Annotated in this window: 17 protein-coding genes; 9 read left to right on the top strand and 8 right to left on the bottom strand. The window is 66.4% G+C overall.

Features of this window, described 5'->3' with window-relative positions:
- Positions 1-7: 7 nt before the first annotated feature.
- Positions 8-2,611, top strand: a complete 2,604-nt coding sequence (gene treY, locus AC3FLX_RS07045) for a malto-oligosyltrehalose synthase (RefSeq protein WP_488695106.1) — start codon at positions 8-10, stop codon at positions 2,609-2,611.
- Between the two features lie 54 nt (positions 2,612-2,665).
- On the opposite strand, the gene surE is transcribed toward treY, so the two are convergent.
- The 4 genes from surE to AC3FLX_RS07025 all read right to left on the bottom strand — a co-directional run bounded on the left by surE (position 2,666) and on the right by AC3FLX_RS07025 (position 6,357).
- The gene (surE, locus tag AC3FLX_RS07040) at positions 2,666-3,445 is read right to left on the bottom strand and encodes a 5'/3'-nucleotidase SurE (RefSeq protein WP_488695104.1); all 780 of its coding nucleotides are present in this window, start codon (positions 3,443-3,445) and stop codon (positions 2,666-2,668) included.
- Between the two features lie 170 nt (positions 3,446-3,615).
- The gene (locus tag AC3FLX_RS07035; protein ID WP_488695103.1) at positions 3,616-4,023 is read right to left on the bottom strand and encodes a hypothetical protein; all 408 of its coding nucleotides are present in this window, start codon (positions 4,021-4,023) and stop codon (positions 3,616-3,618) included.
- Between the two features lie 235 nt (positions 4,024-4,258).
- Positions 4,259-5,263 (bottom strand): cytochrome-c peroxidase, encoded by a 1,005-nt coding sequence (locus AC3FLX_RS07030; RefSeq protein ID WP_488695101.1) that lies wholly within the window; start codon positions 5,261-5,263, stop codon positions 4,259-4,261.
- Positions 5,264-5,490: 227 nt separating this feature from the next.
- Complete coding sequence (locus tag AC3FLX_RS07025; protein WP_488695100.1) at positions 5,491-6,357, bottom strand: LysR substrate-binding domain-containing protein; 867 nt, start codon at positions 6,355-6,357, stop codon at positions 5,491-5,493.
- 125 nt (positions 6,358-6,482) lie between these two features.
- Here AC3FLX_RS07025 and AC3FLX_RS07020 point away from each other — a divergent pair, with 125 nt between their 5' ends.
- From AC3FLX_RS07020 to AC3FLX_RS06985, 8 genes are all read left to right on the top strand, one after another.
- Complete coding sequence (locus AC3FLX_RS07020; RefSeq protein WP_488695099.1) at positions 6,483-7,070, top strand: cysteine dioxygenase family protein; 588 nt, start codon at positions 6,483-6,485, stop codon at positions 7,068-7,070.
- 101 nt (positions 7,071-7,171) lie between these two features.
- Positions 7,172-8,785 (top strand): rhodanese-like domain-containing protein, encoded by a 1,614-nt coding sequence (locus AC3FLX_RS07015; protein WP_488695097.1) that lies wholly within the window; start codon positions 7,172-7,174, stop codon positions 8,783-8,785.
- 55 nt (positions 8,786-8,840) lie between these two features.
- A complete protein-coding gene (locus AC3FLX_RS07010; protein WP_488695095.1) occupies positions 8,841-9,845 on the top strand; it encodes a Bug family tripartite tricarboxylate transporter substrate binding protein in 1,005 nt (334 codons plus the stop codon).
- Positions 9,846-9,903: 58 nt separating this feature from the next.
- Positions 9,904-11,118 carry a cystathionine beta-lyase gene (gene metC, locus AC3FLX_RS07005; protein WP_488695094.1) on the top strand — a complete coding sequence of 405 codons (1,215 nt, stop codon included), beginning with the start codon at positions 9,904-9,906 and terminating at the stop codon, positions 11,116-11,118.
- Positions 11,102-12,115 carry a M14 family metallopeptidase gene (locus tag AC3FLX_RS07000; protein WP_488695092.1) on the top strand — a complete coding sequence of 338 codons (1,014 nt, stop codon included), beginning with the start codon at positions 11,102-11,104 and terminating at the stop codon, positions 12,113-12,115. Before metC ends, AC3FLX_RS07000 begins: the two co-directional genes overlap by 17 nt.
- Positions 12,116-12,146: 31 nt before the next feature.
- Entirely contained in the window at positions 12,147-13,106 is a 960-nt protein-coding gene (locus tag AC3FLX_RS06995) for a Bug family tripartite tricarboxylate transporter substrate binding protein (protein WP_488695089.1), read from the top strand.
- A gap of 4 nt (positions 13,107-13,110) precedes the next feature.
- The gene (locus AC3FLX_RS06990; protein WP_488695087.1) at positions 13,111-15,357 is read left to right on the top strand and encodes a molybdopterin-dependent oxidoreductase; all 2,247 of its coding nucleotides are present in this window, start codon (positions 13,111-13,113) and stop codon (positions 15,355-15,357) included.
- A gap of 157 nt (positions 15,358-15,514) precedes the next feature.
- Positions 15,515-15,838, top strand: a complete 324-nt coding sequence (locus AC3FLX_RS06985; RefSeq protein WP_488695598.1) for a 2TM domain-containing protein — start codon at positions 15,515-15,517, stop codon at positions 15,836-15,838.
- 16 nt (positions 15,839-15,854) lie between these two features.
- On the opposite strand, the gene AC3FLX_RS06980 is transcribed toward AC3FLX_RS06985, so the two are convergent.
- The 4 genes from AC3FLX_RS06980 to AC3FLX_RS06965 form a co-directional block, all read right to left on the bottom strand.
- The gene (locus tag AC3FLX_RS06980; RefSeq protein WP_488695085.1) at positions 15,855-16,616 is read right to left on the bottom strand and encodes a LytR/AlgR family response regulator transcription factor; all 762 of its coding nucleotides are present in this window, start codon (positions 16,614-16,616) and stop codon (positions 15,855-15,857) included.
- The gene (locus AC3FLX_RS06975) at positions 16,613-17,473 is read right to left on the bottom strand and encodes a sensor histidine kinase (RefSeq protein ID WP_488695596.1); all 861 of its coding nucleotides are present in this window, start codon (positions 17,471-17,473) and stop codon (positions 16,613-16,615) included. The genes AC3FLX_RS06980 and AC3FLX_RS06975 overlap by 4 nt, the downstream gene beginning before the upstream one ends.
- A 258-nt stretch (positions 17,474-17,731) precedes the next feature.
- A complete protein-coding gene (rhmD, locus tag AC3FLX_RS06970; RefSeq protein ID WP_488695084.1) occupies positions 17,732-18,919 on the bottom strand; it encodes an L-rhamnonate dehydratase in 1,188 nt (395 codons plus the stop codon).
- Positions 18,920-18,937: 18 nt separating this feature from the next.
- Positions 18,938-20,296: an MFS transporter gene (locus AC3FLX_RS06965; protein WP_488695082.1), complete on the bottom strand. Its 1,359-nt coding sequence runs from the start codon at positions 20,294-20,296 to the stop codon at positions 18,938-18,940.
- Positions 20,297-20,328 lie beyond the last annotated feature (32 nt).

The following is a 20,328-nucleotide window of genomic DNA, read 5'->3' as shown; positions in this document are numbered from 1 at the left end:
TCCTGCCATGACCGATCCCGTCGACCTGGATCACTCCGGCGTGCCGCGCGCCACCGCGCGGCTCCAACTGCATGCCGGCTTCACGTTTGCCGATGTCGTCGCGCTTCTGCCCTACTACGCGGGGCTGGGTGTCAGCCACCTGTACCTGTCACCGATCACCACCGCACGCCCCGGTTCCACGCATGGCTATGACGTGACCGATTTCACGCGGATCAACGCGGAGCTTGGCGGCGAGGCAGGATTTCTCGACCTGGCGGGTCGCGCGCGCGAGGCGGGCCTCGGCATCGTGCTGGACATCGTGCCGAATCACATGGCCGCCGACGCCACACACAATGCCTGGTGGCGCGATGTGCTGGCGCGCGGCGAGCAGAGTGCGCACGCCCACTACTTCGACATCGACTGGCAATGCGCGGACCCCGACCTGCGTGGCAAGGTGCTGCTGCCGATTCTCGGCGATCCATACTGGCAGACGCTCGAAGCCGGGGCGCTCCAGGCGCGGCGCGGTGACGATGGCCGGCTGACGCTGCATTACGGCAAGCACGACCTGCCGCTGGCCGAACCGGCCGATGCAGGCGCGTTGCCCGATGGCGCGCAGGCACTGCACGCGCTGCTGGAGACCCAGCACTACCGGCTGGCGTGGTGGCGCACGGGCGCTGCCACGCTGAACTGGCGGCGCTTTTTCGAGATCACCGACCTGGTGGGCGTGCGCGAAGAATGCGAAGACGTGTTCGAGGCCGTCCACGCCCTGCCGTTCCGGCTTTACCGCGAAGGCTGGATCGACGGCCTGCGCATCGATCATGTGGACGGATTGGCCGATCCCGCCGGCTATTGCCGCCGCATCCGCGAACGGCTCGATGCGCTGCGGCCCGGACGCCCCGCCGAACTCGCGCGCATGCATCCGTGGCTGGTCGTCGAAAAAATTCTCGGCGAGCAGGAGCCGATGCCTCGTGGCTGGCGCGTCGATGGCTCGACGGGCTATGACTTCATGGACGAGGTCAGTGCCGTGCTCCACGATCCGCATGGCGAAGCCCGTCTCAATATGCTGTGGATGCGGATCAGTGGTGATGACCGCCCGTTCGCCGACCATGTACGCGCCGGCCGGCACCGCATCCTGGCCCGTCACCTGATCACCGAAGTCGATGCGCTCTGCGCGCGTCTGCTCGACCAGGCGCGCCGCCATCCGGCCACGCGCGACCTGTCCCGGCACGCACTCCATCACGCGCTGACGTCCTTCATGACCGCGATCCCGGTCTACCGCAGCTACTACGCCGCTGCGAGCGACACGCCCGCGAACCGCGCGTTCGACGACGAGATGGTCGCGGCCGCAGCCAATGCGGCACGCCATCACCTTGCCCCCGAAGAATCGGCCGCGCTCGATTTCATCCTGTCCAGCCTGCAGGCCGAAGCCGCCATCGACAGCGACGCAGGACAGTTACGCACAAAGCTTCAGCAACTGATGCCGGCGCTGGCGGCGAAATCGACGGAGGACACGGCGTTCTATCGCTATGGACGGCTGCTGTCGCGCAATGAGGTTGGCGGCGACCCAGGCACGCTGGCCATCGCCGCCGAACGCTTTCACGAGCGGATGCTGGCACGCCACGACACCTGGCCGCACGCCATGCTGGCGGTGGCCACGCACGACCACAAGCGCGGCGAAGACGCACGCATGCGGCTGGCGGTGCTGAGTGAACTTGCGGAAGAATGGGCGGAGGCAGTGGCCGGGTGGGAAGCACGCCTGGCGCCGCTGCTCACCGCCTCGCCGAAAGGCCCCGACGGGGCGGACCGGCTGATGCTGTACCAGACCCTGATCGGTGCCTGGCCCGCCGATCCGCGCGCCCTGGCATCCGAGGACGCCCAGCGCGCCTTTGTGGAGCGGGTTCTGGAATGGCAACGCAAGGCCGTTCGAGAAGCCAAGCGCCACGGCAGTTGGACCCACCCCGATACGGCCTACGAAGATGCCTGCGAGGCATTCATTCCCGCCATGTCGATCGGCGGCGCGGATAGCGTGCTGGAAAGCATCGGCGCATTCGCGGCCCGCATCGGCACCGCCGCCGCGCTGAACGGCCTGGCGCAGACGCTGTTGCAGCTGACCGCGCCCGGTGTGCCGGATCGCTACCAGGGCAATGAGACGTGGGATTTCAGCCTCGTCGATCCCGATAACCGCCGCGCGCCCGATTTCACTCGTCTGCAATCACAGCTCGAATGTCGCGGAGGGTGGCCGCACTGGCTTGCGCACTGGCGCGATGGCCGCGTCAAGCAGCAGCTGATTCGTGCCGTGCTGACGCTCAGGCGCGAACATGCCGCGCTGTTCGCGCAAGGCAGGTACCAGCCGGTCTCCGCCAGCGGCGACCTGGCCGGATCGGTGCTGGCGTTCTCACGCCGATATGGCAATGCCGAAGCCGTGATCGCCGTCACCAGGCTAGCCGCGCATGATGTTGACCCCGCGCAGCCACGCATCCCGCCACATTGCTGGCACGACACGGGGCTGCGCGCAGGCGACGGCAACTGGACCGACGCCCTGACCGGCCACGCCATCACCACGCACGCGGGATGGCTGCGCGCCAAGGACGTGTTCGCCACGCTCCCGGTTGCGCTGCTGCTGCGGAGTTAAATGCGGCGTTGAGTGCGACGTTGATGCGACGTTGATGCGGAGCGCGCGATGGCGCTACGCCTGGCTCAATGCCGCGCCGAGCTGCGTGGCCGCATCGTCATCGGTACGTTCAAAACGCAGCGGCGTCACCGAAACGCCCCCGCGTGCCACCACCATCGCTTCGGCGTCCTCGATATCGGGGCGGGGTCCGCGTGAGAACTGGAGCCAGTGATACGGAATGCCGCGCGGGTCGATCTGGGCGCGTACGTCGATGGCCTTGACGAGGCCAAGGCCCTGGCGCGATACCGTCAGCGGTCCGGCATGCTCCGGTTCGACATCCGGGAAGTTCACGTTAAGGCAGGCCCCGTCGATCCAGCCCGCGGCCAGCAGTTGGTGAATCACACCGGGCGCCAGCGCGCGCGACGTCTGCCATTTCACGGCATCGCGGTCGGAAAATACCTGGCTCAACGCAATCGAGCGGATACCCAGCAGCATGCCGGTCATTGCCGCCCCGACCGTGCCCGAAAACACGGTTTCAAGCCCCAGGTTGCCACCACGGTTGATGCCGGACAGCACAAGATCCGGCGGCGCATCGCGCATGATGTGGCGCGCGGCCATGACCACGCAGTCGCCCGGGGTGCCGCTGATGCCGAACCGGCGCGGCCCGTGCTCGGCCACGCGCAGCGGCGCATGCAAGCTGATCGAATGCGATGTCCCGCTCTGGTCGTGATTCGGTGCCACGATCCACACTTCACGCGCCAGGGTGGCCGCCACCTGTTCCAGCACCGCCAGGCCCGGCGCCTCGATGCCATCGTCATTGGTCAACAGCACACGGTCGACTACGAAATCAGACATGGAAATGCCCTTCCCTTCTATGGACGATTGAACGGCCCTTACTGTATCCCAACTATCCGAACGCCATGACGCCGTTGGCGCCGGCAATAAAAAACCCGCATCGGTGGATGCGGGTTCCTGGTGACCGTGCAACGGCACGGCCATATCCGGCGATACGGGCGGGCTGCCGTTCAGTGCAGCCGATGCGCGTCCGCATCGAGCGCCTTCTCGGCGCCGTCGCCGGTCTGGCCACGGTAGTAGAGATGCACGCCAATGGCCAGCGAGTCATGGCGGATTTCATGAAGCGCCCGCCATGCCTGCGCGGCATCCTTGAAGACCAGATAGTGCGCCTCGCGCTCCACGAGCGTCGCCACTTCATGCAACCCGTGATTGCGCAGCGCGCCCACCAGGTGATCGAGACTGCGATGCGTGCGGGCGTCCGTGCGCGGATAGAGCATGTGCAGCACCGCTACCGGCGATGCCGTCGGCCGCGCCGTGAAGGCAGCGACGATGTCCTGATGGTTGATGGCCGTGACCGCCTGGTCATCGGACTGAATGCGGAAGGACTGAAGTCCTGCGTCGAGGGTCGTGTTGTTCATGTCAGCACCTCCTGGTCAGAATCTGAACGACAGTGGTGCAAAGATAGGGCATCCTTGACGCAGCGCAATATGCGTTTTGTGCAACAGTGAATTTCAGTCGCGCAGGCAGAACGGAATGGCGTGCGTGCGGTCCATGCATCGCGGATCTTTCGGCACGCTTTCACATGGCTTTCGTTCGGCTTTCAATGAGAGCCACCCGGCGCGCGCGGGCCTTGGCGGGTGGCTCGAAACGAGCTTATTCGAAGGGCCGTGGCTTTGGCGTCCTGTCATTCGACGGCGGCAGGATCGGCAGCGAAATGCGCGGCTGATCGCCGGTCAACGTATGCAGGAATGCGACGATGTCGGCGTTTTCCTCGGTGGTGAATCGGCGGCCCAGTTGCAGCCGGCCCATCACATCGACGGCCTCGGTCAGTGTCGCCGCTTCGCCGTCATGGAAGTACGGATAGGTCAACGCCACGTTGCGCAGCGTCGGCACCTTGAAGCTGAAGCGGTCGACATCCTTGCCCGTGACACCCGCGCGGCCCTCCGACGGGTTCTTCGTCTTGTAGGGTTCCACGAGGCCCATCTTCTGGAACGACGAGCCGCCAAGATTGCGGCCGTTATGACAGGCCACGCAGCCCGCCGTCTTGAACAACTGGTAGCCGCGCAACGCCTGCGCATCGATCGCCCGCTTGTCCCCCTTCAGCCATTTGTCGAATGGCGCGTTCGGCGTGACCAGCGTCTCTTCGAACGCGGCAATGGCCAGCGTGATTTCGTTCATCGTCAGCGCGTCCGACCTGAATACCTTGCGGAACTCGGATACGTATTCGGGAATCGACCGCAGCGTATCGACGGCCAGCTCATGGGTGAACGCCATCTCGATGGGATTGGCGATCGGCCCGTGCGCCTGTTCCTGGAGGTTCTTGGCGCGGCCGTCCCAGAACTGCACGAAGTTCAGGCTTGAATTGAGCACCGTGGGCGAATTGATGCCGCCCTGCTTCCACTTGTCACCGATCGACGTCTTGAGGTTGTCAGACCCGCCCATGCTGAGGTTATGGCACGAGTTGCACGAGATGAAGCCCGACCTCGACAGGCGTGGATCGAACCACAGCTTCTCTCCCAGCGCTACCCGCGCCGGGTCCTTGACGTGCGCCGGGGCAACCGGCTGGACAGGTTCGTTCTGCGGCGCCGCAGCCAGCGCGCCGGTGCCTGCCGTAGCCGATAGCAACAGCAGGATCGATAGGAATAGTCTGGTCTTCATGGGGAGTACTCCGAATTTTTCTGGACCGTCCCGCATGCGCCGGAACGGTCCTTCGGATTAGGCTCCCAAGCCTTCTGCCCGGCCTTGACAGCAGTCAAGCGCCATCTGAAAGCCACCCGAAAGGTGGCGGCGAATATCGATACGCGATCTTGTTAGTTGGCGGCTTGCGGCCGGCCGCCTACGATCTCGTTTTCCGTCCGTTCGGGGACACCTGGCGCGCGCTTGCGTCAGGCGCTGACCAGCCCGCGTTGCAGGGCCGTTTTGAGCATTGAGAAGACATGTCGCGCGACAGGATTGACCGCATTGGGGCGTGCCCACAGGTAGTAGGTGACATCGGGCAGCCGCGGCAGGCCGTCGCTTTCGCTCAGGATGCGCATGTCGGCCTGCAACAGGTCGATACTGCGCGCGGTGATGCCCAGCCCGCCGCGCAGCGCCGCCTTGATGCCAATCAGGCTTGGCGCGAGATAGGCGATGCGCCACGGCACACCGGCCTGGGTCAGCGCTTCCAGCGACAGCTTGCGGAACAGGCTCGGCTCGTCGGCCAGGATCAGCGGCACCGGCGTACCGCGCTCGTAGACGAAGTCCGCGGCACACACCCAGATCGTCGGCGTGGTACGCAGTGCGATGCCTTCGAGCGTGCTGTCCTCGCGCGTCGATACCGTCAGATCGATCTCGCCGCGCCGCAGCGACTCCATCAGGAACGGGCTCCGGCCTACATGGATTTCAAGCCGCAGCGCCGGCGACGACCGCGCGATATGCGACAGCAACACCGGCAGGATCGTGTCGGCCACATCGTGCGGCGCACCAATGCGCAGCGAGCCGGTCAGGTCGCCCTCGCGCAGCACGCGCAACGCTTCATCGTTGGTGGTCAGCAACTGCCGCGCATATTCCAGCAGCTTCTTGCCATGCCGGGTGAACTGCTTGCCCCTGCCCTGACGTTCGAACAGCGCCAGCCCCAGTTGCTCCTCCAGCCGCTGCATCTGCTGGGTGACGGCCGACTGCGTGCGCTGCACCGCCTCGGCAGCCGCGCCGAATGTCTCATGATCGGCAATCGCCACCAGCGTGCGCAGCAGGTCGAGGTCGAGGTTACGCATTCATTAGGCGCGCTAATGGATTTTCGTCGCGCATTAAGTGGTTTTCAGGACAGGTGTTCATTACAGTGAAACACGAAGCACCGTTCTACCCCCTAAAAACAGAGATTGCAAGGATTGATCGCACCATGTCCATCGCACAACAGCGCCAGTCCGCCGTCGGCGACACCATCGAATCCATTAGAAATATCGTAGACAAAGGCGGCGTCACGCGCACCAGCCTGGCCGAGGTCTTGCCGCTTGTAGAAAACCTGGCCGCCCAGACCGAGTTCTGGGGCGAAGTGGACTATCCGCCGCCGGAAGCCAACGAGCGCCAGGCGCGCTACCTGATTTCCGAAGATCCGGGCCAGACCTTTGCGCTGTACCTGAACGTGATGCGGCCCGGCAAGCGCATCCCGCCGCACAACCATACGACTTGGGCCTGCGTGGCCGGCGTGACCGGCGTGGAGTTCAACGACGTGTACACCCGTACCGACGACGGCAGCGAGCCGGGCGTGGGTACGCTCGAACATGACCGTACCGTCGAAGTGGGCCCGCGCCACGGCATCGCGCTGCTGCCCGACGACATCCATTCGGTCGAGATTCGCGGCGAATCCATCATCCGCCATCTGCACATGTACGGCCGCTCGCTGGAAACGCTGACGGAACGGCTGACGTTCGACCTTGAGACCGGACGCTGCCAGGTGATGAACGTGGGCGTACAGACCCGCCGCTAAGCCAAGCCTGACCGGGGCGGCCCGCCGCCGCCCCAACTCCTGAGAACGACGCCTATTCCTTGCTCCCGCAGCAAGGACGGCCCCCTTTTTGCCCAAATTTCATGACCCAGGCCATCTATCACGCAGTCGACCCCGTCAAGCTGAAAGGCTGGCTGCACGACACCGACGAAATCGCGCTGTTCGACGTGCGCGAGCACGGCCAGTATGGCGAGGGCCACCCTTTCTACGCCGTGCCGCTGCCCTACAGCCGGCTGGAGCTGGACGTCGGCCGGCTGGCACCGCGCACCGATGCGCGCATCGTGCTGGCCGATGACGGCGACGGCGTCGCCCAGTCCGCCGCCGCCGCCCTGGCGCGCCTTGGCTATACGAATCTGTTCGTGCTCGACGGCGGCATGCCGGCGTGGCAGGCCGCCGGCTATTCGCTGTTTGCCGGCGTGAACGTACCGTCGAAGACCTTCGGCGAGCTGGCCGAGCATCACTACCACACGCCACGCGTCACCGCGCAGGAGCTGGCCGCCATGCAGGCCGGCTCGCAGGCGCCGGTGGTGCTCGACGGACGCCCGGCCAGCGAATTCCGCAAGATGAACATCCCGGGCGCGATCTGCTGCCCCAATGGCGAGCTGGCCTACCGTCTGCGGGACCTCGTGCCGGACAGCACCACGCCGATCGTCATCAACTGCGCGGGCCGCACGCGCAGCATCATCGGCGCGCAGTCGCTGATCAATTTTGGCGTCTCCAACCCGGTCTACGCGCTCGAAAACGGCACGCAGGGCTGGTATCTGAATGATTTCACGCTGGAGCACGGCGGCACCGCGCGCTACCCGGACAACGACGCACCGCAAGGCGTCGACGCCGCGCGCAACGCTGCACAGGCGCTGACGCAGCGCTTCGACGTGCCGCACGTCACCGCGCCGCAGGTGCTTGGCCTGCTGGCCGATGCAACGCGCACCACCTTCCTGTGCGACGTGCGCACCGCCGAGGAACATGCCGCGCAGACCCTGCCCGGCGCGCAGCACACGCCTGGCGGCCAGCTGATGCAGGCCACCGACCAGTACGTCGGCGTGCGCCGCGCCAGGCTGGTGCTGTTCGATGCCGAGGGCGTGCGCGCCCCCGTGGTGGCCAGCTGGCTGCGCCAGATGGGCCACGACGCCGTGGTGCTCGAAGGCGGCCTGCAGGCGGGCCTGGCCGCTGGCCTGCGTGCGCCGCACGGCCCCGTGCACGAAGTCACCGCGCTGCCGACCGTCACGGCCGCGCAACTGGCCGCCGGCATCGCCGGGCAGTCGATGCTCGCGCTGGACCTGCGCGGCAGCATGACCTATCGCACGGGCCACGCCGCCGGCGCGCGCTGGGCCAACCGCGCACGCCTGGCGCAGGACCTGCATGGCGTGCCGCATGACACCACGCTGGTGCTGATTGGCGACGCCGACGGCGACGACCCCGCTGATCTGGCCACGGCCGATCTGCTCGCACTCGGGTACCGCGACGTGCGCCGGCTGCAAGGCGGCTTCAAGGCATGGCGCGATGCGGGCCAAGCGGTGCGCCAGGGCGCCGACACGCTGCCCGATGCGCGCTGCATCGACTACCTGTTTTTCGTGCATGACCGCCACGACGGCAACAAGGCCGCCGCGCGCCAGTACCTGGCCTGGGAAACGGGCCTGATCGCCCAGCTCGATGCACAGGAGCTGGCCACGTTCCGCTTCCCGCCCGCCGGCTGATTTCTCCCCGAGCCATTCCACAACAACCCTGCCATAGAAGAACGAGGTCGCCCCCATGTCCCGCCCGATGTCACACCGTCTGTCGCAGTATCTGGTTGCCGCATTCACCGTCACGCTGTCCGCCGCCACGCTGGCGCAGCAGCCGCTGGCGCCCGTCAATGGATTTCCCACGCAGCCGTTGCGGATCGTGTCGCCGTTCCCCGCCGGCGGCGGCAACGATGCCGTGACGCGCGTCGTGGCCACGCGCCTGTCACAGGTGCTGGGCCAGAGCGCGGTCACTGACAACCGTGGCGGCGCGGGCGGCAATATCGGCACGCGCTATGTAGCCGAGGCAAAGGCCGACGGCTATACGGTGCTGACTTCGCAGGTGTCGATCATGGCCGTCAACCCGACGCTGTATCGCGCACCGGGCTTCGATCCGGTCAAGCAGTTCATCCCGGTCACGCAGATCAACGCGGCGCCGCTGGCCATCGTGGTGTCGGCAAACGCGCCGTGGAAGACCTTCGAGGAACTGGCCACGCAAGCCAAGGCGCAGCCCAGCAAGATCACCTTTGCCACGCCGGGCAACGGCACGCTGTCGCACCTGGTGGGCGTGGTGCTGGACAAGGACAGCAATGTTTCGCTGCAGCATGTGCCGTACAAGGGCGCTGGCCCGGCCATCAACGACTTGCTGGGCGGGCAGGTGGACGTGCTGATCACGTCTACTTCGTCGGTAGCCGGATTCATCCAGACTGGCCGCATGCGTGCGCTGGCCGTCACCAGCCCGCGCCGGCTCGGGGTATTCACCAAGGTGCCGACGCTTGAAGAACTGGGCTATCGCAATGCACGCTTCGAGGACTGGTACGGATTCTTCGTGCCGGCCGGCACGTCGCCGGAACGCGTCGCGCTGCTGAACCGCGCGATCGTGCAGGTGCTGCAGATGCCCGACGTCGTGAAAACCATCAACGAGGGTGGCAGCGACGTGGTCGCCAACAGCTCCGAAGCGTTTGCCGCGCAGTTGAAGCAGGACATCACGCGCTGGTCGCAGATCGTCAGGATGTCCGGCGCCCACGTTGACTGAGGCAGGCACGCGCCTTGCACGCTCCCCATACACCATGAGCCAACCCACAGGCCAGCCAATGACGAAAGCGCTCCCCACACGCCTGGCACATGCCGGACGCACCGCCGCCGTGCCGGGCGGACAGCCGGTCAACCCGCCCGTGGTGCGCGCCAGCACCGTACTGTTCGAGTCCGTCGCGCAGCAGCGCGAAATGCGCTCGCGGCGCGACACCGAACGGCTGTTCACGTACGGCGCGCGCGGCAATCCCACCAACTTCGCCCTCGAAGACATGGTGACGATGCTCGAAGGCGGCTATCGCACGCGGCTGTTTCCATCGGGCCTGGCCGCGGCCGCGATGACGATCCTGGCCTACGTCCGCCCCGGTCAGCACGTGCTGCTGCCCGACTGCGTCTATGAGCCGGTGCGCAACCTGGCCAATGGCTTTTTGCGTCAGCACGACATCGCCGCGGATTTCTATGCCGCCGATGGCTCCGACCTCGACGCGAAACTGCGGCCGGAGACGCGGCTCGTCTATGTGGAAGCGCCCGGATCGCTCGTCTACGAGATGTGCGACCTGCCTGCGATCGCCGCCCGCGCGCACGCGCACGGCGCGCTCGTCGCCGCGGACAACACATGGGGATCGGGCCTGCTGTATCGCCCGCTCGAACTCGGTGCCGATATTTCGCTGATGGCCGCCACCAAATACCTGGGCGGCCATTCCGACGTGATGATGGGCACGGTCTGCACCAACGAGGCCGCATGGCAGCCGCTGGCGACGATGGCCGATGCATTCGGCATGACCGTCAGCCCTGACGACGCCTATCTGGTACAGCGGGGCATCCGCTCGCTCGGCGCGCGCCTGGCGCAGCATCAGGCCGGTGCGCTGGAAGTTGCGCGCTGGCTGCTCGATCGCCCCGAAGTGGCCGAGGTCTTCTGCCCCGCCCTGCCCCACGACCCCAATCACGCGCTATGGCTGCGCGACTGCCACGGCACCAATGGCCTGCTCTCGTTCACGCTGCGCTCGCAGGCGCCAGTGGCACCCGAGCGCTTTGTCGACAGCCTCGAACTGTTCGGCATCGGCGCGTCGTGGGGCGGCTTCGAAAGCCTGGCCGTGCTGGCCGACATGCGCCGCGCGCGCAGCGTCACGGACTGGTCGGCGCACGGCACCGTGATTCGCCTGCATATCGGGCTGGAGGCGGTATCCGACCTGCTGGCGGATCTCGACAACGCTTTTGCCGCCATCGCTCATCTCGAATCGACAGAAAGGGACCCTTCTCATGCCTATCATCGGTGACTGGCTGCGCCAGCAATCCGGCCCCGCCCGCACCAGCGGCCAGCTTCCCGTGGGGTCGATGGCCTCCGGCATGTCCGTCACGCTGCCCTATGTAGCGGTACGTGGCGCGCGGCCGGGCCGTACGCTCTGGCTGCACGGCCAGGTTCACGGCGACGAAATCAACGGCATGGTGGCCGCGTTGCGCTTTGCAAGAAGCCTCGACCCCGCCACCATGCGCGGCAACGTGGTGGTAACGCCCACCGGCAATCCGCACGCGCTCGACGCGCGCCGCAAGCGCAATCCTTACGATGAGCTGGATCTTGACCAGACCTATCCGGGCAACGCGGGCGGGCTGGTGTCCGAACGTCTGGCGCATGCGCTGATCAGCGAAGTGCGCGGCGTGGCCGATGTGCTGATCAACCTGCACACCATGAATCCGCTGTTCGATGCCAGGCCGTACACGGTCTACAAGGTGCATCCCGACAGCACCGTGACCGAAGCCGACGTACTAGCGGCAATGGCCCCGTTCCACCCGCACGTGGCGTGCCAGCAGGATGTGGGCGGCAAGGGCGAGCTGCCGGGCAATATCTCCGGCGCGCTCGACTACCAGTGCCTGGCCGCCGGGGTCTGCGCGTTCATGCTCGAACTGGGCAGCGGCAGCCGCTTCGAAGCGGACAACATCGCCGTGGCCGAGACCGGCTTCCAGGGGCTGGCCGTACAGATGGGCATTCTCGAAGGCCCCGCCCTGAAACCGGCCGCCACTTCGCTGCGCCGCGTGAAGCGCCGTGGCTGGATCACCGCCGACGAAGGCGGCCTGTTCATCCCTGCCGCGCGAGCGGGCGACCTTGTCCGCGAGGGTGCGTCGATTGGCGACACGCTCAAGCTCGATGCATCGCTCACGCCCGTCAAGCCACTCGCGCGCGACGGCGTGCTGATCGGCCTGCGTAGCGATCCCGTGGTCCACACCGGCGAACGCCTGGCATTCGTGGCATGGGAATGGGACACCGCGTCGATCTAGTTTCTGTCGTTAAGCCCTTCGGAGTCTCACCATGTTTGCCCGCCGCGCCCTCGTTCTCAGCCTTGCCCTACTGACACCACTGGCCCATGCCGCCTGGCCCGATGCATCGAAGCCGATCCGCGTGGTCGTCGGCTTTCCGCCCGGCGGCGGCGCCGATGCGCTGGCACGCGCCATTGCACCCGCGCTGTCAGACCAGCTCAAGGCCAACGTCATCATCGACAACCGTCCAGGCGCCGGCGGCCTGATCGCCACCGAAATGGTGGCCAAGTCCGCGCCCGACGGCTACACGCTCTACATCGCCACGCCCGGATCGTTCACGATCTGGCCGAATCTGCGCAAGCTCAACTACGACCCGCAGAAGGACTTTGCACCGGTCAGCGTGCTGGTGACGATGCCGAACGTGCTGGTGACCGGCGCCGATACGCCGTACAAGGACGTGCAGGGGATGCTGGCGGCCGTGCGCAGCGCCAATGGCAAGTTCTCATATGCCTCGGGTGGCAATGGCACGATCGGCCAGATCGCGGCCGAGCAGTTCAAGATGCTGGCGGGTGTGCAGATGCAGCACGTGCCGTACAAAGGCACCACGCCGGCGCTGACCGACGTGATGGGCGGCGTGGTGCCGATCACGTTCTCCGATCCGTCGGCCAAGCCGTTGATTGCTTCCGGCAAGCTGCGCGCGCTGGCCGTGACCACCGCCACGCGGTCGGCGCAGTTTCCCGGCGTACCGACGGTGGCTGAAGCCGGTGTGCCTGGCTATGAAGTCACCAACTGGTATGGGCTGGTCGCGCCTGCCGGCACGCCCGCCGAGATCGTCGCCACGCTGAACAAGGCGCTGGTCAAGGTCATGGCCGACCCCGAAATCCGGCATCGCCTGGCCGTGTCCGGCATGGACGCGACGTCCGACACGCCGCAGCAGTTTGCAAAGCTGCTGAACACGGAGCGCGCCAAATGGGGCGACCTGATCCGCAAGGCCGGTATCCAGGGCGACTGATACCGTGACCGTTCGCCGCTATCCGCAACTGGCGCACTGGGGCGCCTTCACGGCAGTCGTCGAAGATAAACGGCTGATTCGCTGCGAACCGTTCGCGGCAGACCCCCATCCGTCCCCGCTGCTCGATTCGATCGTGCCAATGGTGTATTCGCCGACGCGCATCCGCACGCCGATGGTGCGGCGCGGGTGGCTTGCACGGCGCGAAGCCAGCGACGGCCATGCGCGCGGGCGCGACGAATTCGTCGAAGTGTCCTGGGACGTGGCGCTCGACCTCGTGTCCAGCGAGATTGCGCGCGTGCGCGACATCAGCGGACCGTCTGGTGTGTTCGGCGGATCGTATGGCTGGTCGTCCGCCGGGCGGCTCCACCACGCACGTTCGCTGATCCGCCGCTTTCACTTTGCCGGCGGCGGCTGCGTCGATCAGGTGGGCAACTACAGCTGGGGCACCGCGCAGTTTCTGCTGCCGCACGTGATCGGCACCGACCGTCCGCTGACGGGCCGCGTAACCGCCTGGCCCAGCCTGATTGCCCATACCGAGGTGTTTCTCGCGTTCGGCGGGCTGGCGCTCAAGAATGGCCAGGTATCGTCGGGCGGCGCGGCCGAGCACACGCAGGAGCACTGGCTGCGCAAGCTCGCCGGCAGTGGTGCCACGGTCATCAACATCAGCCCGACGCGCGATGACTGCCCGGGCTTTCTCGACGCGGAATGGATTCCGATCCGTCCGAACACCGATGTCGCGCTGATGCTGGCGCTGGCCTACACGCTGCGCCGCACCGAAGCGCACGACGCGGCGTTCCTGCGGTCGCATTGCAGCGGCTGGGAGGAACTCGAAACCTATCTGCTGGGCAAGGGCGACGGCATACCCAAGACGCCAGGCTGGGCGGCGGCCATCACCGGCGTGCCGGCCGAACGCATCGAACGGCTGGCCGCGCAACTGGCGGGCAAGCGCAGTTACATCACGTGCAGTTTTGCCGTGCAACGCCAGCATCGTGGTGAACAGCCATACTGGATGGCGATCGCGCTGGCCGCGATGCTCGGCCAGATCGGCCTGCCCGGCGGCGGGTTCGGCTTCGGGCATGGTTCGATGAACGGCGTGGGCAATCCGCGCGTGGCCACGCCCGGCCCCGAAATGCCGGTTGGCCGCAATCCGGCCAATCTCGATATTCCGTGCGCGCGGCTTTCGGACATGCTGCTGAACCCCGGCACGCCATACCGCTTCAAGGGCGAAACCCGCCACTACCCGGACATCAAGCTCGTGCACTGGGCTGGCGGTAATCCGTTCCACCACCATCAGCAACTGGCACGTCTGCGTCAGGCATGGGCGCGGCCGCAGACGGTGATCGTGCAGGACATCTGCTGGACCGCCACCGCCCGTCATGCCGATATCGTGCTGCCGGTGACCACGGCGCTCGAACGCAACGATATCGGCGGCTCCTCGCGCGACCGCTATGTGCTGGCCATGCATCAGGCCATCGCGCCGCTGCACCAGGCGCGTAGTGATCTCGATATCTTCACGGAGCTGTCGGCGCGGCTCGGCTATCGGGAGGCCTTCACCGAAGACCGCAACGAACGCGGCTGGATTGCTTCCATCTATGCCCGCTGTGCCGAAGCCCAGGCGCGCGCCGGTATCGAACTGCCGCCGTTCGAACAGTTCTGGAAAGCCGGCCATGTCACCCTGCCCCCGCCCGCCGACGATTACGTGCTGTTCGACGACTTCCGGCGCGATCCGCTGGCGCATCCTTTACGCACGCCGAGCGGCCGCATCGAGATGTCGAGCGCGGTGCTGGGTCGCCTGTCCGACGATTGCGGCACGCACCCGAACTGGCAGCCGCCGATCGAATGGCTTGGCGCGGCGGAAGCGCGCCGCCATCCGCTGCATCTGGTATCGGTCCAGCCCGCCGACCGGCTCCACAGCCAGCTCGATGCCGCACCGCTGGCGCAATCGGGCAAGGTGGCCGGCGCCGAGCGCATTACGCTGCATCCGGCGGACGCTGCGGCACGCGGCCTGCATCCCGGCATGCGCGTGCGCGTGCACAACGCGCGCGGCGCAATCGCGGCGGGGCTGGCAGTCAGCGACGGCATCGCACGCGGGGTGGCGATGATCGCCACCGGCGCCTGGTACGACCCCGACGCCGAGGGCGTCGACCGCGCGGGCGCCGCCAATACCTTGACGCTCGACATCGGCACGTCCGACCTGACGCAGGGGCCGAACGCGATGAGTTGCCTGGTTGAGGTGTCGCGGGAAGCCTAGCGGCTCATGACGGAAGCGCCGTCGTTCGCGCCAGTCTTCTGTCGCTGGCGGCGCAATCCCGTCGATTCGGCATATCGGCCTCGCATGTGCGCCTATCGTGGCTTATACCTTACGCATCGCAACGATATTCACGATGAGGAACCGAGCCATGCGACATATGCATCCCCCCTTTCCCAAATCCGACGACGACCAGGCCTGGGCCTACTGGCGCGCCCGCCGCATGGTGCGGGCGCTGCGCGGCTGGTATATCCATCTGCTGGTCTACGTGGTCGTGAATAGCTGGGTGTGGCTGCGCTTCTTCTACTTTCCGTCGCCTTCGTGGGCGATGCGCGCCGACATGGGCTGGCCGGGGCCGCTGCCCATGACGCTGGGGTGGGGGCTGGCGCTGGGCCTGCACGGCATCCTGGTCTGGATGCGCCTGTCGCGCTGGGGGCGTGACTGGGAAACCCGCAAGATCCAGGAGTTCATGGACCGGCAGTAAGCCGCCGCGGCGGCCGTTACATCTGCCGGAATCTGTGGACGTAGGCACGCGACACCGGCAGTTCGGTGTCGCTGTCGCGCATCCGCACGAACAGGCGGCCCGAGTCGTCGCGCCGCGTCCCGGCCACGTGCTCCATGTTGACGATGGTCGAGCGGTGCACCTGCCAGAAGACGTCCGGGTCCAGTCCATCGATCAGTTCCTGTAGCGGCGTGCGAATCAGGTGCTCCCCGTCGCGCGTATGCACCACCACGTATTTGTCGTCGCTCTGGAAATACAGCACGTCCTGGATCGGCACGTGACTGGTCGTGTTGCCACGACTCGCGCGCACCCATCGCAACGGCCCCGCGCTTTCGCCACGCGCCTGGCCGCGCGTGAGCTGGCTCAGCAATTGCGCCAGCTCCGGCGGCGGTGCGGCATCCTGCAACGCCTTGCGCAGCCGCTCGACGGTACGGGCCAGCCGTTCGTCGGTCACCGGCTTGACCAGGTAGTCGACCGCCGCGCGCTCGAATGCATCGAGTGCGAATTCATCGTAGGCGGTCACGAACACGAGCCGCGTGTCGGTTTCGATGCCCTGCGCCACTTCGAGCCCGGACAGCCCCGGCATCTTGATATCGAGGAAGGCCACGGCTGGCGCCAGCCGCGCGATGGCTTCGGCCGCCTCCACGCCGTTGGCGGCCTCGGCCACGATCTCCAGCTCGGGCCACAGCCGCGCCAGCTTGCCGCGCAAATGCGCGCGCAGGTGTTCCTCGTCGTCGGCAATCAGGGCGGTCGGCGTCATGCGGCGTCTCCGTTGCGGAATTCGCGGGACAGCGGGATTTCGATCAGCACGGCCGTACCCGGTGCGCGGTCTTCGATCCGCACGTGGGCGTCGCCGTCATAGAGCACCGCCAGGCGCTCGCGCAGGTTCGAGAGGCCGACACCGGCGTTGCTGCCGGGCCGGAATCCCATACCGTCATCCTCGATCGTCGCCAGCATGCGCGGCCCCCGCCGTTCGATCCTGACGAGCAGGCGCCCGCCTTCGATCTTCGGTTCCAGGCCGTGCTTGATCGCGTTCTCGACCACCGGTTGCAGCAGCATCGGTGCCAACGGCGCGCCGTCCAGCGCGGGATCGATCTCCACCGTGTACCGCAGCCGGTCGCCCATGCGGATCTTGATGAGCGCCAGGTAGTCTCGCAACAGCGTGGCTTCCTGCGACACCGTGCCCTGCGTGGCACGGCTGGCCGCCAAAGAGGCGCGCAGATAGGCAATGAAGTGTTCGAGCATCAGCGTGGCCTTGCGCGGCGCCGGCTCGATCAGGCTGACCACGTTGGCCAGCGTGTTGAACAGGAAGTGCGGTTCGATCTGGGCTTGCAGCAGCCGCATCTGCGCTTCCACCAGCTGCTTTTCCGTGGACAGCGTGCGCACCTGGTCACGCGCCATGTACTCGGCAATCTTGCGGTCTTCCCAACTGCGCCCGAGCAGCCCGACGCGGCTCCAGGTCATGATGCCGTGCACCGCCAGGCCGATGCCCCAGCCCATCAGCGGTGCCCGCGCCCAGGGGCGTTCCGGCGAAGTCAGCAGGTTGATGACGATCAGCAGCGCGTTGACGCCCACATACACCATCGCGTGCATGTAGAAGAAGCGCAGCGCACGCACGCGGCGGCGTGCCTCGTTGTAGGCGCGCTGGTCGGCGGCGGTTCGCCAGAGGTCGGGATCGACGGGACGCACGGTGGCAATGATCGCGGGAGACGGAATTGCCGCGAGGTTACCACCTGCCGCCGCACGAAAACACCGGGATTGCGCGGATCGACAGAAACACGGCGCGATCCACCGCCACGGGGCGCCGGTTGCGGGACGCCCGTGGCCGTGAAGCGTGCCGCATCGCAGCACGCGTCCACGCAACACGCGGCGGCGTTAGCGCGGGAACGGCCGGTGCAGCGGCAGTTCGGGGTTGAGCCGCACGCCAAAGCCTGGCGCGTCGAGCGCGGACGCCTTCATACGGCCGTTCACGGGCACCGGCTCGTCTAGCAGTTGCGGATCGAACATCGGCACGATCTGATCCGCGCCCGGCGACATGTTCAGGAATTCGGCAAACGGGCTGTTGTGGCGCGTAATGACGAAGTGATAGCTGTAGACCGACGAGCCATGCGGCACCACGAGCTTGCCGTGGGCATCCGCCAGCGCCGAGATGCGGATCAGTTCGGTGATGCCGCCGCACCAGCCCACATCGGGCTGGATGATGTCGCAGCAACCCATCTCCAGCAGCATCCGGAAGCCCCAGCGCGTGGCTTCATGCTCGCCCGTGGTCACCAGCATGCCGCGCGGCACGTTGCGGCGCAGTTCCGCATAGCCCCAGTAATCGTCGGGCGGCAGCGCCTCCTCGATCCATTTCAGGCCGAAGTCGTGATGCGCGGCCTGCGCCAGGCGCGTGGCGTATTCCACATCGAGGCTCATCCAGCAGTCGTACATGAGCCAGAAGTCCGGGCCACATGCCTCGCGCATCTGCCCGAGCAGCTCCAGGTTTTTGCGCAGGCCCTCCTCGCCCTCGGCCGGGCCGTGGTGCAACGGCAGCTTGCCGCCGATGAAACCCTGCCGTTTGGCAAAGTCCGGGCGCGCACCGGTCATGTAGAACTGCAGTTCGTCGCGCACAGGCCCGCCCAGCAATGCGTGCACCGGTTCCTTGCGCACCTTGGCCAGCAAGTCCCACAGCGCGAGGTCGACGCCCGAGATCGTATTCAGCACGATGCCCTTGCGCCCGTAGTACAGCGTGGCGTTGAACATCTGGTCCCAGATCTTCTCGATGTCGGTCACCTTCTGGCCTTCGATAAAGCGCGCCAGATGTTTCTCGACGATCCAGCAGCCCAGCTCGCCGCCCGTGGTGACGGCAAACCCGACCGTGCCGTCGCTGGCCTCCACTTCCACCACCAGCGTGCCCAGCACGTTGATGCCGAAGCTCTGGCGGCTGCGACGGTACTCCGGATATTTCGCCATTGGCGTGGCGATGTGATCGTCGATCCAGTGACCGGCGCCCTGATCGTGATAATCGGCACCGGCGCCGCGCAATGTAAAGGCACGTACGTGCCGGATGGTGGGCATGCTCATGGTGTGAAAGTCCCAGGATCAGGAAAATTGGCGATGGGTCGGCGTGGCTGGCGCGTCCGGCGCGTTCGGCGCGTCCGGCGCTTCCGGCGCACCTGTTCGCGCCCCGCGCAGCCCCAGGAACAGCAGGCCGCCGGCCACGGTGATCAGCGCCAGCAGGTTCATGCCGGCAGCGGGCGAGCCGAATGCCTGCTCGGCCCACGTCTTGAGATTGGGGGCGACAAAGCCGCCGAGCGCGCCCAGCGAATTGATCAGCGCAATGCCACTCGCCGCTGCCGCGCCACCGAGGTAGCTGGTAGGAAACGTCCAGAACAGCGGCTGTACCGCGATGAAGCCGGCGGCGGCGAAGCACAGCGCCACCAGTGCCAGTAGCGGCGACGTCGTATGCACCGATAGCGCGATGCCCGCGGCCGACACGATCAGCGTCACCAGCGCCAGCCTTGCATGATGGCCGTGCCGCTCGGCCAGACGCGGCAGCACATAGGCAGCCACCAGGGCGCACACCCACGGAATCGCCGTGACCAGGCCGACTTCGAACCCAACCTTCTTGCCAAGCAGCGCGGCCACCTGGGTCGGCAGGTAGAACACGACGCCATAGACGCTGGCCTGAATCAGGAAGTAGATCAGCGCCAGAAACAGTACGCGGCCGTTAGCCAGCGCGCGCAGCACCGTGCTGGGACCATGCGATGCCTTGAACTGTTCTTCGTTCTCGATTGCACGCGCCAGCGTCTCGCGTTCGTCGGCATCCAGCCAGCGGGCATCGCGCGGATCGTTGTCCAGGTACCAGTAGGCCCAGACGCCCACCACGCTGGCCAGCAGCCCTTCCACCAGAAACAGCCATTGCCACCCCTTCAGGCCGAGCATGCCGTCGAATTCCAGCAGCAGGCCGGACAACGGGCTGCCGAAGATAAAGGCCAGCGGCGCGCCGAAATAGAACATACCCATGACGCGGGTGCGGGAGCTGGCCGGGAACCATTTGGTCAGGTAGTAGATGACGCCGGGGAAGAAGCCGGCCTCGGCCACACCCAGCAGAAAGCGCAGCGCATAGAACGCGGTCTCGCTGTGCACGAACATCAGCGCGGCCGAGACCAGGCCCCACGTGACCATGATCCGGCACATCCAGATCCGCGCGCCCACGCGATGCATGATCAGGTTGCTCGGAACCTCCAGCAACGCATAACCAATGAAGAACACGCCGGCGCCGAGCGCGAACATCGCGTCCGAAATGCCGGTATCCAGCTGGAATGCCTTCTTGGCAAAGCCGATATTGGCGCGATCCAGAAAGGCCAGCACGTACATCAGCAGCAGAAATGGCACCAGGCGCGCAATCGCCTTGGCCGTGACGGAATCCAGGCTCGGGCCTGAACGATGGGAAGTCATGACGAGTGTCTCCTCTGCGCACGGCCGCATTG

This window comes from Cupriavidus sp. 291-E7 (assembly GCF_057798835.1).
The sequence above is the reverse complement of the archived record's forward strand: the minus strand, read 5'-3'. Positions and strand labels throughout refer to the sequence as shown.